General features: G+C 58.7%; 12 protein-coding genes. 6 read left to right on the top strand and 6 right to left on the bottom strand.

The window, feature by feature from the left end; translation table 11 throughout:
* Positions 1-29: 29 nt before the first annotated feature.
* From FYK55_RS25075 to FYK55_RS25060, 4 genes are all read left to right on the top strand, one after another.
* Positions 30-1,505: a DUF7133 domain-containing protein gene (locus tag FYK55_RS25075; RefSeq protein ID WP_150079382.1), complete on the top strand. Its 1,476-nt coding sequence runs from the start codon at positions 30-32 to the stop codon at positions 1,503-1,505.
* Positions 1,505-2,740: a sialate O-acetylesterase gene (locus tag FYK55_RS25070; protein ID WP_150079381.1), complete on the top strand. Its 1,236-nt coding sequence runs from the start codon at positions 1,505-1,507 to the stop codon at positions 2,738-2,740. Before FYK55_RS25075 ends, FYK55_RS25070 begins: the two co-directional genes overlap by 1 nt.
* Before the next feature lie 15 nt (positions 2,741-2,755).
* A complete protein-coding gene (locus tag FYK55_RS25065) occupies positions 2,756-4,165 on the top strand; it encodes a sulfatase family protein (RefSeq protein WP_150079380.1) in 1,410 nt (469 codons plus the stop codon).
* Positions 4,166-4,300: 135 nt separating this feature from the next.
* The gene (locus FYK55_RS25060) at positions 4,301-4,585 is read left to right on the top strand and encodes a hypothetical protein (RefSeq protein WP_150079379.1); all 285 of its coding nucleotides are present in this window, start codon (positions 4,301-4,303) and stop codon (positions 4,583-4,585) included.
* A gap of 10 nt (positions 4,586-4,595) precedes the next feature.
* Here FYK55_RS25060 and FYK55_RS25055 read toward each other — a convergent pair whose 3' ends face one another.
* Positions 4,596-7,865, bottom strand: a complete 3,270-nt coding sequence (locus tag FYK55_RS25055; RefSeq protein ID WP_150079378.1) for a hypothetical protein — start codon at positions 7,863-7,865, stop codon at positions 4,596-4,598.
* 296 nt (positions 7,866-8,161) lie between these two features.
* Positions 8,162-8,833, bottom strand: coding sequence for a DUF1990 family protein (locus FYK55_RS25050; RefSeq protein WP_150079377.1), 672 nt, complete (start codon positions 8,831-8,833; stop codon positions 8,162-8,164).
* A gap of 287 nt (positions 8,834-9,120) precedes the next feature.
* Here FYK55_RS25050 and FYK55_RS25045 point away from each other — a divergent pair, with 287 nt between their 5' ends.
* Complete coding sequence (locus FYK55_RS25045) at positions 9,121-10,140, top strand: SDR family NAD(P)-dependent oxidoreductase (RefSeq protein WP_150079376.1); 1,020 nt, start codon at positions 9,121-9,123, stop codon at positions 10,138-10,140.
* 127 nt (positions 10,141-10,267) lie between these two features.
* On the opposite strand, the gene FYK55_RS25040 is transcribed toward FYK55_RS25045, so the two are convergent.
* The 4 genes from FYK55_RS25040 to FYK55_RS25025 all read right to left on the bottom strand — a co-directional run bounded on the left by FYK55_RS25040 (position 10,268) and on the right by FYK55_RS25025 (position 16,034).
* A complete protein-coding gene (locus FYK55_RS25040; protein ID WP_150079375.1) occupies positions 10,268-10,447 on the bottom strand; it encodes a hypothetical protein in 180 nt (59 codons plus the stop codon).
* A 154-nt stretch (positions 10,448-10,601) separates the two neighbouring features.
* Complete coding sequence (locus tag FYK55_RS25035) at positions 10,602-11,672, bottom strand: glycosyltransferase family 4 protein (RefSeq protein WP_150079374.1); 1,071 nt, start codon at positions 11,670-11,672, stop codon at positions 10,602-10,604.
* A 563-nt stretch (positions 11,673-12,235) separates the two neighbouring features.
* Positions 12,236-13,249: a zinc-binding metallopeptidase family protein gene (locus tag FYK55_RS25030; protein ID WP_150079373.1), complete on the bottom strand. Its 1,014-nt coding sequence runs from the start codon at positions 13,247-13,249 to the stop codon at positions 12,236-12,238.
* A 163-nt stretch (positions 13,250-13,412) separates the two neighbouring features.
* Positions 13,413-16,034: a glycoside hydrolase family 3 C-terminal domain-containing protein gene (locus FYK55_RS25025; RefSeq protein WP_150079372.1), complete on the bottom strand. Its 2,622-nt coding sequence runs from the start codon at positions 16,032-16,034 to the stop codon at positions 13,413-13,415.
* A 255-nt stretch (positions 16,035-16,289) separates the two neighbouring features.
* Here FYK55_RS25025 and FYK55_RS25020 point away from each other — a divergent pair, with 255 nt between their 5' ends.
* Entirely contained in the window at positions 16,290-18,068 is a 1,779-nt protein-coding gene (locus FYK55_RS25020; RefSeq protein WP_150079371.1) for a sulfatase-like hydrolase/transferase, read from the top strand.
* Positions 18,069-18,090: the final 22 nt, after the last annotated feature.

The raw sequence follows: 18,090 nt of genomic DNA, 5'->3' as shown, positions 1-18,090 counted from the left end.
TGCCTGCACTTGGCCGGATGCTGAAACCAATGGCGTTCTTGGTCCCGCTGCTGTTGGCAGCGACGGTCGTCGATGCCGAAACGTTGGGCGAGTACTGGAACACTGCCGAGGAAGAGGCCAAGTACTATCGCATCATCGACATTCCGCTGCCGACGGATTTGCCGCTGGAGGCATGCAGCTTTGACGTCTTGCCGGACAACCGGCTAGCCATCGGCACGCGGCGCGGCAACATTTTGCTGACCGATGGGGTGTTCGACGAACATCCGGTGCCGCAATTCAAAACGTACGCAAGCGGCTTGGACGAAGTCTTTGGCCTGTCATTCCGGAACGGATCGTTCTACGTCACCCAGCAAACCGAGGTCACACGAATCACCGACACCGACGGGGATGAACGAGCCGATACGTTCGAGACGCTCAGCGACGTCTGGGGCTTTCGAAACTACCACGAGTTTTCCTTCGGTTCCAAGCTGGACGACGACAACAACATCTGGGTTGCTCTGTGCCTTTCCAAATCCTACCAGTCGGATGTTCCGTTTCGCGGTTGGTGCGTGAAGGTGACACCCGAGGGCGAAACCATTCCGATTTGCAGCGGGATTCGCAGTCCCGGCGGCATCGGCCCGAATGAACACGGAGTGATGTTTTATGCGGAAAGCCAGGGACCGTGGAACGGATCCTGTTCATTGAAGGTCCTGCAACCGGGCGGATTCATGGGCCATCCGGCAAGCTTGAAGTGGTACGACCAGCCTCGGGTCCAACGTCAGGGGCTGCAGAAACCGGCGGTGGAACCGAACACGCGATCGCGTCTGTTGGTCGAAAGCCGGCGGATGAAAGAGTTGGTCCCCTACGCCGTGGTCTTTCCCTACATCAAGATGGGACGTTCGATTTCCGGCTTCATGGTGGATCGCACCGGAGGCAAATTCGGGCCGTTCGAAAACCAGATCTTCATCGGCGACTTCAGCCTGAGCATCTTGATGCGGGCCACCACCGAAAAAGTCAACGGAGTCTGGCAGGGCGCTTGCTACCCGTTCCGCGAGGGACTGGCGACCGGGTTGCTCGCCTGCCAGTTCACGCCCAACGGAAATCTGATTGTCGGTGGCACCAACCGCGGATGGCCGGTCCGAGGTCCCAAACCCTACGCACTGCAACGTTTGGAATGGACCGGCAAGCTTCCTTTCGAAATCGAACGGATCAGCGCGCGACCCAACGGCTTCGCAATCACCTTCACCAAACCCGTCGATCAAATGTCGGCGGTGAACCCGGATTCCTACATCTTGCAAACGTACACCCATGTGTACCAGCAGGGCTACGGAAGCCCCGAAGTGGATCAAACCACACCGGAAGTCCAATCCGCCAGCGTCTCCGACGACGGCTTGACGGTGCAACTGCAGATCGACGGGCTGATGCAAGGTCACGTCCACGACTTTGACCTGTCGGCGATCCGATCGGCCGATGGATCGCCATTGGTTCATGCGAAGGCTTACTACACTCTGAATGAGATCCCCTGATGAAAAGCGACCACCGACAAAAACGAATCCTGCCGATTGCATTGACGCTGTTGTTTGCGATCGGCTTTGGCGGGCGAGCGGACGCCGAACCCAACGGCCCGCTCAAGGTTTTCATCCTGGCCGGCCAATCCAACATGCAGGGTCACGCGCAGGTCGAAACGTTTGAAGCGATGAGGCTGAATCCGAAAGCGGCGCCGCTGCTGAAAGACATGGTCGGCCCCAATGGAGAACCGATTGTCTGCGAACGGGTCTGGATTTCATCGATCGGTTCGTCAGACCAGGTTCAGTCGGGCCGGTTGACCGCGGGTTTCGGAGCGCAGGCCAAGGGCCCGAAAATTGGCCCGGAGTTCACCTTTGGCATCTACATGCAACAGCATCTGAACGAACCGATCCTGATCATCAAAACCGCTTGGGGCGGCAAAAGCCTTCACACCGATTTCCGTCCACCCGGCGCCGGACCGTACACGTTCACGGAATCGCAACTTGAAACGTTTCAAAAACAGAACAAGGACCTGGATCAGCTCAAAACCGAGAAGGCACAGGCCACCGGGCACTACTACCGAATGATGATGGACCACATCCGATCGGTTTTGGACGACATTCCAAGCGTGTATCCGGATTACGATTCTGCGAGCGGCTACGAACTGTCCGGCTTTGTGTGGTTCCAGGGTTGGAACGACATGGTCGATCGCGGCGTCTACCCCAATCGTGATCAACCGGGCGGCTACGACGCGTATGGAGAACTTCTGGCTCAATTGATCCGCGACGTTCGAAAAGATCTCGATGTCCCCCGGCTACCTTTCGTGATCGGCGTGATGGGGGTCGGGGGACCGACGGACCAATACGGGCCCGATCAGCAACGCTACAAAGGCGTTCACCAAAACTTTCGCGATGCCATGGCTTTCCCCGCTTCCCTGCCAGAATTTGAAGGATCCGTGGCAACGGTTTTGACGGAGAACTACTGGGACCAGAAAGTCGCCCGGCTGCGAGACCGCGAGAAAGAAATTCAGCCCGAGGTGAAAGAACTTCAGGAAGCGATCAAATCTGGCAAGATCAGCCGCGAACAAGGACAGCAACAGATTGACGCGCTGTACGCCAAAACGTTCAACGATCGAGAGCTTGAAATCTTGCAGGACAGCACGTCAAACTTTGATTTTCATTACATGGGCTCCGCCGGCATCCTGGCACAAATCGGCAAAGGATTTGCGGATGCGATGGCGACACTGCTTCCATGACACCGACACAGAATAATGATCCGACAGAAACTGCTAGGGTTGCTTCTCGTCTTGGCTGCGGCAGTTCCCGTCCAGGCCGCCGAGCGACCGAACATCCTGTTGATCCTGGCAGATGATTGGGGCTGGGGCGACCTCGGCTGCCATGGTCACCCCTACGTCAAAACACCCAACATCGACCGCTTGGCCAAAGAGGGGACGGACTTTTATCGGTTCACGGTCGCCAGCGGCGTCTGCTCGCCAAGTCGGACGGCCATCATGACCGGACACTTTCCCGCCCGGTACAACATCGACGGCCATTTCGCCTGGGTTCCCAGCAACGCCAAACGGGGCATGCCGGACTGGTTGAGCCCCCAGGCACCGTTGCTACCCCGATTTTTACAGCAAGTCGGCTACGCGACGGCACACTTCGGCAAATGGCACTTGTCCAATGACATGATCCCGGACTCTCCGTTGCCAAGTGAATACGGTTACGACCGATACGACGCATTCAACTGTGCGGGCGAACAGATGCCGGTCCACGCCGATGCCGAAAACGCAATCGCTTTCATCGAAGAATGCCATCGCCACGACAAGCCGTTCTTTATCAACGTCTGGATGCACGAACCGCACACCCCGTTTCACGTTGTGCCAAAGTATCGCTGGCGTTTTCAGGACTTGCCGGAACGGGACAACATCTACGCGTCGGTGCTCTCGCACGCGGACGATCGCATCGGAGAGTTGCTGAAGACACTGGATCGGCTTCGGCTCGCTGACGACACGCTGGTGATCTTCAGCTCCGACAACGGTCCGGCCCGAGCGGCGCGTCCCACCGAATTGGAACTGATGTATGACACGGCGACCGGCGCCGGTTTCGGAATCGCCGCATCGAAGGGCACAACCGGCGGAAGGAAAGGCTACAAGGCCGCCCTTTTTGAAGGCGGAATCGGCGTTCCCTTCATTGCCCGCTGGCCCGGAAAAATCGCAGCGGGCAAGGTGGACCGAACCTCGATGATTTCGGCGGTCGATCTGTTGCCGACGTTCTGTGAACTTGCCGGCGCCGAGCTGCCGCTGGATTATCAGCCCGACGGCATCAGCCAGGTCAAGGCCCTGACGGGCACCCAAACTAGCACTCGTGAGAAACCGCTTTTCTGGAGAATGCAATCGGCGTGGCCGATCCCCAGGGCCAAGCCCTACCACTGGGCTTCCTACGCCATCGTGCACGGCCAGTGGAAAATGCTGACCAATCGGGCGGGAGACTACCGCGAACTGTACAACCTGGCGGATGATCCTCTGGAACAAAAGGATCTCAGCAAGATGCACCCCGACGTGACTCGTCGTCTGCAATCGGAAATCGAAAGCTGGCAAGCGACGTTGCCAGAATCCCCGAGCGGCGGTGTCTTTTCCGAGCTGAGAACGACGGAAGCACCTGGGCCTGACAAGGAATGAACGTGTGGCGTCCAGACGCTGGCAAATACGGCTATCGCGCAAGCCGTGAGCCGCGTGGCCGCCACCGACGTTGACTCGGACCGCTAAACTGACCTCGTGGCTTGTTTCTCCCTCCCAATGCCCCGAGGTCGATCGATGAGTTCGGTTGTGAAGGCCAAGTGCCCCCAATGCAAGACGGAAGTCGCCGTTGAGGAAGAGGAATCGTCTCAACCGGTCAGCTGCTCCTCCTGCCAGACGACTTTTGTTCCGGCTGCCGTCATCGCCGAATCCAACCGGCGTTTCGAGATTGGCATGTACGTCGTGATGCTGCTGATTGGGATCGGCCTGGTCGGCTACATGGCAATGACGGGCAACCTGAAACCCAAGCCGGATGCGCCACCGCCACCCCAGGCGGCGGAGATGGACACCGTTCCTGAATGAAACTTCGCTGCTATCGGAGTCGCCACCGAACCGTGCTTCGCAGCCCGTCCTCTTCAAACTGCATGTTCAGCTCGATCGAATCGATGCGATTCATCATTCCGAAAGGCTGTTCGGGGTCGAACGCGGGCTGACGCTGTCGCAACGGTTCACCGTACTTGGCGCTCACCATTCGAAAGTCTTTCCATTCCCAGCGATCGTCGGCAAACTGCCGCGGGTAAAACCCGAACATTCGCTGGTGCTCGGCGGACGCCTGTTCGACGCTGCCGGCGCCACTGAGCATGAAGGGGTAAAGGCGTCCCAGACCCGACATCACGGCCTGCCGATTCGCGTCCGATGCGGCGGCGAACAGCCCGGGAAGTTGCAGCTTGCATGCCGCAGGGTTTGCTTGCAGCACTGCGCCATTCAGCTCCGCCGGAGCCACGCTGACCACACGGTCGTCACTGGACCAGGGGATGTTGCGGATCACCAGATAGTTTCCAACGACCTCCAATCCGTATCTCAACTTCACGACGCCGAATACATCCAAAGTCCAAACCCATTCATCACGGTCGTCAACCTGGTAAAAGGAAACATTCAGATCACGGTCACGGCGTTCGGCTCCAATGCCGGTCAGCGCAGCTTGACGGAGATACTGAGCGGTCCGTTGGGGCGACTTTGTTTCCACCATGATGCTGCAGGGGCGCGTCAATACCGAAAGGGCGACGGGCACCATCAACATCTCGCTACCGCCTCCGCGAAGCACATTTCCCCCAAATGCCCCGAAGACGTCACCGCTCCCCATCGCAATGATCGGATCGGCATCAAAGATCGCCACGTGGACGCTAGGTCCGAAATCGTCCAGCATCGCGGAACTGGCCCCGGAATAGCGTGTAAAGAACTCCGAAAAGTTCCCGGCAATCTGTTGCCACGCTTGCTCTCGCAAATTGCCCGAGAACTGCAGCACCGGCGTCGGCTGGACAATCGGGACCGACAACGGTTCTCCGTTCTCCTGGTCCGACAAAACCATTCGCAATCCGTTGTAAATCGAATTGTCGACCAGCGGCAAAATGAAAGTTGACAGCTCCAGTTGATTGCGACCAACCTCGTCCAAGCGAATGCCGATCGGATCGAAAAAACGTCGCCAATAACTGGAGTAGTTATCCACGTACCGCCGATAGGCCTCAGCTTCTTGCGGAGTGACGTTCTTCAGCGGGACTTCCGGAAGCGTCCGCATGCGGCGGAGCGTGTCATAGTGCTCGCTGCGGACGATTCCGGTGGCTTCGAGCGACAAATCATCATTCGACCAGTTTTGAGGGAGTTGATCGTTGTTTTTCAGCGCCGACAGCGACTCCGGCATTCCGTATCCGTCCAAACGGGCGTGCAATGCTTCTGCCGCCAGGGTTTCCATTTTTGCCTTGGCGATCACACGACGACGCTGCCCGATTTTGACCCTGGGTCCGACAAGCCTGCGAACGAACGGATCGGAAAGGTAGGCATACAATCGCGTTGAATCGGTGACATCCAGCTTGGTCAACATGTATCGAAACTCGGTGCTTGCGCCCAAGCTGCCTTCACCGTTCTGCTCTCGAAGGTGAAGAGACCGCTGCAGTTCGTCTCGATTGGTACTGGCGAACAGCAGATCATCTCGCAACGCGAGGTAAGCGGGTTGACCGTCGACGGTCGGGAGCTCGACAATCGAATCCGACTGCAATTGAGAGGCTCCCAAGAGGGTCAGCATGCGCTGCAGGAGTTGTGGCTGCGCCAACTTGGCGACCACCGTGAGGTCGGTTCCATCGATGAAGAACAGATCGGGGGTGAACAGCGCCATCTCGCTGGTCATTCCGGATGCCAGAACGGCGTCTAACCAATCCCGACTCATTCCCAGTCGTGCCAAGTACCGAGCTTCCAGGTTGTATTGCAAACAATTCTTGGTCAGCGCCGTTCCCATGCTGGCAATGAAGGGCGCCCCACTATCCAACAGGGCCGGAAGCGTTTCTGGTTTCCCGACGTAAACAAAGAAGCGATCCGGTGGAACGTACTTAGCCATCTCCAAGTCGCCACCCGGATGGCCGTCAAGCATTTGTTCGAACGGATGCGATTTCACCTCGACGCTGGGCAACGAATCGACATCGACACTCTCCGCATCCTCGGAACTGCCCACAATCAGGTTTTGCAACTGCAGAGTCTCCTCGATGGCAGCCCGGCCGCCCAGAATCGAAAACGTCGATGAACTCCTTTGCGGCACCTCATCAATCTGTTGCTGCCCGTTTTGCATCCAGACATCGAGCACGCCGCCGCTTCCGGCCAGCAAATAGGGCTGCCAAGCAAACTTCCGAGAATCGGAAAGCGCATTCCGGAGATTGGTTGACTTTGATTCGGAACGATCCCCCACGTCCCAGCGGATGGTCGCATTCTTGCCAAGCACTTGGTTGAACACCTTCAGCCGCAAGGGAGCGCCCACGTCGTCAGTGGTCACCAAGACGATCCGATAGTCCCATTTCGGCTGATCCGAATCAACCGTTAGTTGTTCGCGGTTGATCACGGGGCGGATCCGAACCTGTTGCGAGTCAACAAGATCCGGATCAATCTGGACGCGCTGACAGTCACCATCGGTGTAGAGCACCCAGTGTTTTCCGTCATCGACGAAGGGCCGCAACTCGATCGCCAACACGGCTCGGTCTGCTTCGGGAACGAACCACCGCTCTTCTTCCCTCGGCGTCTGGGCTTCCTGACGACCGTTCGGTTGTGTTTCGGGTGGCGCAAACTCGAACTTCACCGAAGGAATCAAGTGCACGGTTGGCCCTTCCAGATCCGTCTCACCGACTAGATCATCGAACTCATTGATTTGACGACGTTTGTTGGCCCAATTCGTCGAGAGATATTCCCACCGTTTATCCTTGGCCAACTCCTCGATCGACTTCGGACCGACGCCCTGGTGCTCCTGTGCAAACTGCCGGCAGGCTTCAAACCCATAGCGAATATCCCATTGGCCGTATCGAAGTTGCCGATCTTCCAGTGCCGCGTACATCCGGTCTCCCAACTGCATCAACCGGGCGGGTTGCGTCGGCGTCAGATAGAGCTCGCGGATCTCAACCTCGGACTCCTGAGCAAGCGCTCGCCACAGTCCTCCGGCGGGCAATGCAACCGTTCCCTCATACACTTGGGACCGACTGCCCTCTCCCAGATTAGCGTGAGTCGTCGATTCGACCTGCCACTCATCTCCCGCCAAGCAATCACTGATTGTGATCGCGAGTAGCAGACAAAAACCTCGTCCGGCGGAGCTGGAAAACGGCAGCAACATGATCAGCGACTCCTGAGTCGGTAGCGAGACGGATGTTCCGAATCGGCCCGGCGAACGCCCGTCTCCGCGAAGAGGGGAAGCGGGTTCCGGATTGAGTTCAGCGTACGGCAAGCAAGAGCCTGCGACGAGAAACCAGATGCGGCGAATCCCTGAAAATCTTTGGAATCCCGAAATTGGCCCCTGACGACACGATCGAAAAAGTCCGGCGGCCGGAGTTGTGACAAATCACCCCACCGCGCGTTCCCAAACTGTGCGTTTCGCCCGGGATCGGATTCCTGAAGCTATCAGCACGATTCTCACGACTCCGTTGCCGCATCCTGAACGATTCCCTCCAACACTTTCGCGGTCTCCCTGCGAAATCGATTGAATCGCTGACGCAGATAAGGCCAAGCGATCCCGATCGCCCAATGATTGGAACGGAAGAATGCGGCCACCCGATACCGGACCCGTCCGTCCGGCATCAAGCAGATTTCAAATCGCTCCTCACCCTGCTCGGGATGCCCCGGCAGGGTCCCGAAAGAGAAACCGAACCGCTCGCCGTCGGGCGAGAGATCATCAATGACTTCGATGACCCGACCCGCCGCCAGTCCCCAGATGCCGCCCAGACGCGCGCGAATCGCAACGTTGTCCGCTGCGGTGATCGGTGTCGACAGGGGGATGGCTTCGGCCCAACCGACATTGAAGTGTTGCCAGTTCTCGATCGCAATCCGAGCGGCGTCGAATACGTCGCGTCCGCGTCCGAGAACGACTTCGAAATGATCGTGGTCATAACGGAGCGGAAACTGCCCCCGGCTCGCCCCCACGTCTGGATAGTTGAATTCGAGCTGCGCCTGCTCCCGCAGGAAAACTCGAACCGCGGCGTCATCGGGTCGAAACAGGCTGAACAATCGACTGCACCAAGTTGAAAAGACGCGTTCCACCGCGCTGAACTGAAAGGGCGACGCAACGTTGAACCAACTGGGCAGCATCACCTTCAATCAAAAGCACCGTATGTTGACAGTGCAATGAGCGGCAAGGCGCTAGCCGCCGGTTGATGCGAAGAAACCCGCGGCTCACGCGAAGTGTTGCGGTGCTGGGCGGCTGTCCCTGTCCACCGGAGCGTCAAACCGGCCCGTGATTTGCAACCCTCCCCAAAACCCCAACAGTAGCAAACGAAAGGGATGCATGGTGCGGTCATTCTGCTCAAAACAATCGACCGCTCGCGTCCGCCCCTCGCTTGAATCTCCGAACGCCCCCTACCCTGATTGAGCCGACGATGAACCGCTTCGCAAAAGCCGCCCTGGGCATGGCAGCCGCATACACCGGTCTTCAGCTGACACGGACCATCATCCGACGCAATCGCGAATTTGATTGGCGAGGCAAACGGGTGATCATTACCGGCGCCTCACGCGGACTGGGGCTGGTGATTGCCCGTCAATTGGCCGACCATGGTGCTCGATTGGCCATCACTGCCCGCAGCCAAGAGGATCTTGCGGTGGCGGCGAGGGAATTGGAGCAGCGTGGAGCAGAGGTGCTCGCATTGCCCTGCGATGTTCGAGTCCGGGATGAAGTCGCTGGCTTCGTCGAACAGGTGACCAGCCAATTCGGATCGGTGGACGTTTTGATCAACGTGGCCGGGATCATCACCGTCGGGCCCATCGATGCGATGACGTTCGAGGACTTTGAAGACTCCATGCGTACCAACTGCTGGTCCGTCCTGCATACCAGCTTGGAAGTGCTACCGCATATGCGAGCCGCTCGATGGGGGCGGATTGTCAACGTGGCCTCCTTGGGAGGAAAGCGTGCCGTGCCACACATGCTGCCATATGCTGTCAGCAAGTTTGCCATGGTCGGTCTGTCCAATGGGCTGCGCGCGGAATTAAAGCACGAGAACATTTTCGTCACCACCGCTTGCCCCGGGCTGATGCGGACTGGCAGTCCCCGCAACGCGACTTTTAAGGGCCAGCACCGCGATGAATACGCCTGGTTCAGCATCGGGGACTCACTGCCGGTGCTCTCGATGGACGCGGGGATGGCCGCCGAACAAATCTTGGACGCTTGTCAGCAGGGGCGAGGCGAGGTCTTTATACGCAGCCCACTGAACGTCTCCATTCTCTTGCAGAATCTATTTCCGGAAGTCACACAGGAAATCTTGGCGCTCGCCGAAACCGTCCTTCCCAAGATGGGAGGCATCGGCCGTAGAGCAGCTAAAGGATATGAGAGCGAATCCGCCTGGTCGCCCTCCGTGTTGACCACGTTGACTCAGCAAGCCGCCGTCGCCAACAACCAACTCTAGGACGGCATCGTACGTGAAATGCAGCCACCGTCCCCGACGGCGAGAGAAATTCAGCCCAAGGCACTCTGCCGAGCATCCGCCATGCAGACGCGCGCTGCCCAGTCGGGTACCGAGCAACACCCCGTCGTCAGTCCTCTACTTCCACGGACACTTCGCCAGTTTCCTTATCCTGCTGAACTTCGACTCCGCCGTCGGGTGTTTCGACGTCCAAGATGGTTTCTTTCTGGCTGCATCCCGCCGCCAAGCAAATCAACAGGACGCCCCAGACAAGTTTTTGGCCAACGAAGGCCTTACAGAATTGCTTCATCGATTCGATCATTGGGTTGCGAAAAAAACCACCGTTGGAAGGCATCGCAAAGATCGCCAACGGATCGCCACGAATCTCCTCTCTCCATGATGACCGGGAGATCAATCGGCGTCAGCACCCGCGTTGCCATTTTTTTTGACGCCGGATATCCACCTCACGCCGCCACTCCGATTTTCGTCGACTGATAGACGGATTCGTATTGCTTGACCATTCGGTCGAATCCGAATCGCTGTCGTGCCAGCCGGCTGCATGCCTCACGATTCAGGTTCAAACAGTCCAACGTCGCCTTCGCCAACCCTTCCACGTCGCCCGGGTAGGCTAACTGGCCCACGGAAGGCACGAGAATTTCCGGAAGTGCCCCGCGTGCAAATCCCGCCACCGGCGTCCCGCAAGACAATGCTTCGGCAACAGCCATCCCGACAGGTTCGTCGCAACAAGGGGTCACCAGCGCAACCGAAGCCAGTCCAATGATCTCGCAAAGGTCTTCTTGAACGCGATGCCCCAAATAGGAATCCTGCCTACCAAGCTGCGGCCACACATGCTCGGCAAAGTAGTCCGAGTCAACGACCGGCCCAACAACATCAATCGGCAGCCCCGCACGGTGCGCGGCCGCGATCGCAAGGTGGGTCCCCTTCTTCGGAGTGATGCGACCAAGCCAGACGGCGCGGCGCGAGCGGGGCCCAGGTTGATACCGCCAGAATTCTGTATCGATGCCGTTAAAGATTACCGATTGATCTTCAATGAACGCCTGCCACGATTTCTCATTCGACTGGGAGATGTTGACGAAGTGCCCACAACTGCGACTGCCCCGCTGCAGAAGTTCCTCCGACATTCGTGGCAGCACCGACGTCTGAATCGTGGTGACCATCTCCATGGGAAGCAATGCGGCAAACCGCAGCGGGATCGGACTCAACGAATGATTATGGATGACATCAAAGTCTGAATCGGCCAGCTTCACCATCAGGTTTTCATACGCTTCATCTTCGACGCTGTCGATCCAGGCATGGTCGATTCGACCGACCCGCCGAACGCAATCGACCACCGTCCCGCGATCAACGATCGGTTCCAGAGGAAGCTCGCGATCGGAATCCGCGGAGGCGAACAGGGTCACGTCATGCCCGCGTTGGATCAGTGCCCGCACGTAGGCATCTGTGAACGCCTCCAATCCACCGGCATGCGGTTTTGCGATCGGAAACTTCAAATGCCCGATGATCCCAATCTTCATCCAATCTAACTCTCAACGCGAAAATCCTATGTTGAAACGTTCCTTCGTGTCGGCCCGCTCCGTCCAGGCCGTCTCCTAAGCAATGGGTGTGCCAAAGAGCTCCGTCGTTGCCAAACTTGCCAGGCTCTGCCCCAACGTCCGGTCGTCGGAGAGTGACAGGGTTGGAGATTCCACGCTCTGGCGAGTGTGGCTACTTCAAAGTCCAGCGCCACTTTGAATCGACAACACCGTGAGTAGCAGTTCAATGAGCGGCAAGGCGCTCGCCGCCGGTTGAGGGGAGAAAACCCGCGGCAAGCGCCGGCTAGCGCCACGCGGCTCACCCAAAGTGGCGATGTCATCTAGCCGCCGGTGGATGCGGAGAGCCCCGCGTCGGCCGCCACGCGGCTCGCGCAAAGTGGCGCCGTCCGGCTCACGAAACAAAGTGCAGGCCCCGATTCGGAACCCGGGCGTTGCTGGCCGATCCTGTGCCACCGGCCGCAACGGTCGGCTGCTGATCGATCACACCCTTGCCCGACCGCACCCTCCGGATGCGGTAGAGGCCGACCTTGGCAGCTGGACTGCAGCTACGGCTGCGGGCACGGCTGCACGCGGAGCGAATGAACGAATCGCATTTTCTGCACCACGGGAGGTGTGAACACTTCGGGCACCAGGTCCAGCATCCCCATGTCCCGATTCAATTCGTTGGCGACGATCCCGATGTCCTGGTAGGCAGTCAACAGCTGTTGGAAATCCCCTCCATCCACGTCCGCGTCCACGCGTAGACGATGGAAGTGGGCCGAGGTCCCAACGATCGCAATCATGTCCAGGTAAGCGTTGAACGTTTCGGCAAAATCTTCCCAGGAGTGCATCGTCGCATACTCGCTGACATAGGTCGTCCACCAGTCGTCGGGCGGCCCACCGGAATAGTATTGCTGCTGCGCGGTCACGTAGTCGGGATTTCGTTCGTCACCGAACAGCTGCCGGTATTCATCCAGTCGGCTCGGATTGACACAGACGTCCCAGAAATAGTGCCCCAGTTCATGCCGAAAGTGGCCGACCAGGGTGCGTTGCGGTTCTCCGAACTGGACCCGCGTCTGTTCACGCTGCACACTGTCCGCCTCGGCGATATTCATTGTGATCAGGCCGCTCGTATGTCCGGTGGTCACCGGCTCCGCTGTGGACGATTTGAATTCAAATCTCAGAATGGCCCTTCCGTCCCCAGCATCCGTGATGATTGGAAAGCCGATGCGATCGACATCGTACAGAACGCGATGTTTTGCCCGCTCGATCGAAAGCCATTTCTCCCGGTTTCCCGGCATCGAAAGGTCCGGAACGATCTGATTCAAGCTGCAGTAGCGACACAACGCATCCGCGGACTCGGCCCGGACACCGCCGTTGCAGATCGCGTTTTGGACGCGGTTTCCACAGAACCGCATGTGAGTGCCGCAATTGCTGCACTGAACGGTTCCGTCGTTGAGATCGTCGACCGCAGCAACCTGGCGGCAGTTCGCGCACATCGCGGTCGCGGATTTGCAGCGGACGCATTGTTCACTGTGAAAAAACAATGCCGCGCCGCAGCGGCAATCAAAGTTTCGCATCGTTGGCCATCACCCGAGCCGGTCCGTTCTTGTCTTCGGTCGGTGGACCATTCCGGAAGCCCACGACTTGCAGAAGCTTGATCCATCGACCGCCTGAGTCAATGAGGCAAACGATCCGGGCCCCTCTTCCGGGCCCCGGCCGCTCTCAATGCCGGGATCGACATCATTGATTCGCAGGGCGTCCCGCCGACTCGGCAACCTGAATCCCGCAACGCGCCCGGATGTCTGACGAGGAACATCCCACCATCAACTCATAAGCACCCGGTTCCACCACAAACTCCGATTGAGAAACGTCAAAGTAAGCCAGTTCGCGGACCGGGAGCTCGAACGCAATCGTACGCGTTTCGGACGGTTTCAATGTGATTCGGCGAAAGTCCCGCAACTGCAAACGGGGTCGTGTGACCTGGGAATCGAGCTTGCGAACGTACAGCTGCACGACCTCGTCCCCGGCCATCTGGCCCGTGTTCGTGACATCGATTTTCGCTTGAACCCGCCCGTCGGGCGGCAAGACGTCGTCGGGAGCAGTAAGGTTCTCATAGCCGAACGTGGTATAGCTGAGTCCATGACCGAACGCGAAAAGTGGTTCACCTTTGACGTACATGTAGGTGTATCCGCAATCGATGTCATAGTCGTCTCCTGGGGGCACCTGATCTTCGGAAGCATAAACGGTATGCGGCAGCCGGCCGGCGGGATTGATGTCGCCGAACAACACGTCAGCAATCGCGGTGCCGCCTTCCTCGCCACCCCACCAGGCCTGCAGGACGGCGGGAACGTTTTGGCTGATCCACGGCACCGTCAGTGGCCCCGCGCTCTTCAGAACGACCACGGTCCGCGGGTTCGCCGAAACGACCGATTGAACCAGCTCCAGTTGATCCCCTGGCAGTCCCAACGACCTTCGGTCCCGACCCTCCTGCTCGATCGATTGATCGGTGCCGACAAAGACGATTGCCACATCGGCCTCGCCGGCGATGTCGACGGCACGCTTGATCGGGTCTTCGAAGCTTTCCGATCGCCCGGTCAGATAATCCGTCTTCTCTAGCTCGATCGACAGCGGAGACCGGCCCGCCAGATCGACCCGATCGAAATGGCCGGTAAAACCTTGGCTGGCATCGGACTGACCGGCGACGGTGAACCGCAACCGGTGCGGCCCCGACTCCAACGACAGGCGTTCGATGGTTGTCGTCCGATCGTAGTCCGGATTGGCCCCGTACATCTCGATTGCTTCGCCGACGTCCTTCCCATCCAGACTGGCCTGAAAACGCCCGCGACTTGGAAAGGATTTGAAATGCAACGTCAGATCGTACTCTCCGGCCTGATCGACCCGCAGCGGAAACTCGATGAATTCGCCGATCGATCCGGATTCGAACTTCACGCTCTCACCGTCACTGAATCCGGTCTCGCGATCAACACGAGTGGTCACCTGATCGCCCCGGCCGAACACACCACCGCCCGGGGCATGCAGGACCTCAACGCCTCCGCCCAGATGATTGGAGATGCCCTGCAATGGCGTTACCAGGTTCACGTGCCGTCCGTTGTAATTGTTCAATACGACGCGGTCGGCGAGAGGCCCGATGACGGCCACGCGTCGCAGATTCCGTGATTGGAGCGGCAGCAACGCTCCACGATTCTGCAACAGGACGATGGACTCCTGTGCGGTCCGCAACGCCACAGCGCGATGAGCATCACTGGCAATCACGTCCGGTGAGATTCGACTGTAGGGAACGGCCTGGGCCGGATCAAATTCGCCAAGCCGAAACCGTACTCTCAGCACGCGAGCCAACGCGTCGTTCAGTCGCTGCTCCGTCAGTTTTCCCTCGCGTACCGCGCGGGGAATGTTCTCCTGGAACTCGCGATCGGAAAAATCGCATCCGGCCATCAGCGATGCGGCGACGGCATCGACATAGGTCATCCGGTTCTGCTCATGACCTTCGACCATGGTGCGAACGCCGCCCAGGTCCGAGACGACAAATCCATCGTGGCCCCAGCGCTCCTTCAGGACTTCGGTCAACAACCAGTGATTGATATTGTTCGGGGTGCCGTTGATTGCGTTGTAGCTGGCCATCAAAGAGCAAGCTTTGCCCTCGACCACCCCCGAGCGAAAGTGCGGCAGCCAATACTCGTGGAGCATTCGCGGAGACACTTTCGCGTCCAGTTGAAAACGCTCCGACTCCACATTGTTGACGGCATAGTGCTTGAGCGTTGCCGCAAGCTTCAAGTACTTCGGGTCGTCACCTTGGATTCCTCGCACGTAGGCCACGCCCATGCGCCCAGTCAGGCAAGGATCTTCTCCCCAGGCTTCATGATTGCGTCCCCAGTACGGATTTCGACCAATGTTGATCACCGGATCGCGGTAGATCAGCCCTTTGTGTTGGGATTGGACATCAGGATTCTGGCGCCAACCGTTGTAGATTGCACGTGCTTCATCGGAGAGCACTCGCGCGATGTCTCGCTGCACCAGCTCGGGGTCCCAGGTTGCCGCCATCGCAATGCAACTGGGAAACAACGTGGTGGGGCGATCCCACTGGACGCCGTTGAGACACTGGTTCCATTTGTCGCTGCGCAATCCGAACCGCTCTAAATCCGGTCCGTTGTGGTTCAACGCGATCGCTTTCTCCTCCAACGTCATGCGCCCCATCAGATCGGCTACGCGATCTTCCAGAGCGGCGTCGACTTTCAAATAAACAGGATCCTCCGCCGCCAGTGGCACCGACAAAGGATCGGGCTCATCGCCGTCGGCCGCCGGAGCAAAGAGCACGAACAGGAGGACCCACGAGCGGAGATACATGGCGTTGGACCTAGAGAAACCGAGAACATCAAAATCGTCGTCGCGACAGCGTTTTTGATCTTAACGGATCTCAGGGATCGCGATCGGATCGCCGCCGGGATGCCCCTCCTCCACGGCCGACCGTCCACGGAATCTCCGCGATGGGAAAAAATGTGCGCAAATTGCGGTCGGATTTCGGTCATCGAACAAGATTCCTTGCGGGGATCGGCAGACAATGAGGACCGCCTGCCGTCAGCCCGTCCAGGAGAGAACGCCATGAGTCCTTCGCGCCGCGTCTTGCCAATCGCCCTGCTAATCGTCATCTCGCCGATTGGTCTCCGCGGCCGGCACGCGGCGGCAACCGAGCGTCCGTCCGAATCGGACCGACCCAACGTGTTGTTCATCGCCATGGATGACTTGAATGACTGGATCGGTTCCCTGGGCGGCCACCCCCAAACGATCACGCCCCATCTGGATCGGCTGGCCGATTCGTCCGTGTTGTTCACCAACGCCCATTGCGCTGCCCCGGCCTGCAATCCGTCCCGGACAGCTATTTTCACCGGTCGTTCGCCCAATCGCAGCGGGCTGTATGACAATCGTCAGCAAATGCGTGAAGTCTTGCCCGATGCAGACATCATCCCCAAAGTCTTTTCCGGTCATGGTTATTACTCCGCCGGGTCGGGAAAGATGCTGCACTACTTCATCGACGCGCCCTCCTGGGACGAGTACTTCCCGAAAGCGGAAACCGAGAACCCGTTTCCTCGAACCGCCAACCCGGACGCCGCCGAGCGTCCGCTAAGCCTGCCGCGTGGGGGCCCCTGGCAGTATGTCGAAACGGACTGGGGACCACTGGATCAGACGGACGCCGAGTACGGAGGTGACTACCTGGTCACCGAATGGATTTCGAAACAGCTCGGCAAGGAACACGACCAACCTTTTTTTCTTGCTTGCGGGATCTACCGACCGCATGAACCCTGGTTCGTGCCGAAGCAGTATTTCGAACCGTTCCCGTTGGAATCAATTCAGCTGCCTCCCGGATACCAAGCGGATGACTTGGAGGATCTGCCGGCGGAGGGAAAGTCGCGTGGACCAAACCGTTACTTCGAACACATCCGCAACCAAGGCCAATGGAAGAATGGCATTCAAGGCTACCTGGCTTCAATCCACTACGCCGATGCAATGCTTGGACGGGTCCTCGATGCGCTCGCGGCAAGCCCGCACGCCGACAACACGATCGTCGTGCTGTGGAGCGATCACGGCTGGCACTTGGGGGAAAAGCAGCACTGGCAGAAGTACACCGGATGGCGGCTTTGCACGCGCATCCCGTTGATGATCCGCGTCCCCTCCGGGGCCCAAGGGCTACCGCAAGGGACAACGCCGGCGCGATGCAACCAACCCGTCAATTTGGTTAGCCTGTTCCCAACGCTGCTGGACCTGTGCGGCCTTCCCGCGGAATCGACTCATGACGGACCGAGTCTGGTTCCGCTGCTGAAAAACCCCGACGGCGATTGGCCACACGTCTCGGTCACCTGCCTTCACGATCCCGGTAGTTACGGATTGAGCGCAAAGCGTTGGCGTCTGGTCCACTATGCCAACGGCGACGAAGAACTGTACGACATCGACGCGGATCCCTATGAGTGGAACAATCTGGCCGGCGATCCGGAACATCAGTCGATCCTGGATTCGCTTCGAGCGCAAGGCCCCAAGACGTTTGCCAAGAAACCGAAACCCAGCGTCGCTTCACTGACCAGCCTTCCTTGGCACCCGCTTGCGGGATCCTCTTCCGACTCCGCGGCAGCCCCCGCATCCCGACCGGACGGAAGCCCGTTTGACGTGTACTTTTTGAACGAATCCGGCTCCCAGGCAAAGCTCTTTTGGGTTGATCGCGAGGGCCAGCCGAAGTACTACGCGGACATACCCGCCGGCGGCCGACAGCGCCAGCAGACTCGCCCCGGGGCCGTCTGGCTGATCACGGACGCCGGAGAATCCCCGCTGGGCTATTTCCGTGTGGATGACCGATCGGCGAAAGCCACGATTCCCGAGCCGTCGGAATGAGGACCGGTTGACTGATTCGCCA

Source organism: Roseiconus nitratireducens, from assembly GCF_008629675.1.
GTDB classification, from domain to species: Bacteria; Planctomycetota; Planctomycetia; order Pirellulales; family Pirellulaceae; genus Stieleria; species Stieleria nitratireducens.
Note: the sequence above shows the minus strand (reverse complement) of the source record. Positions and strands in the feature narration are given on the sequence as shown.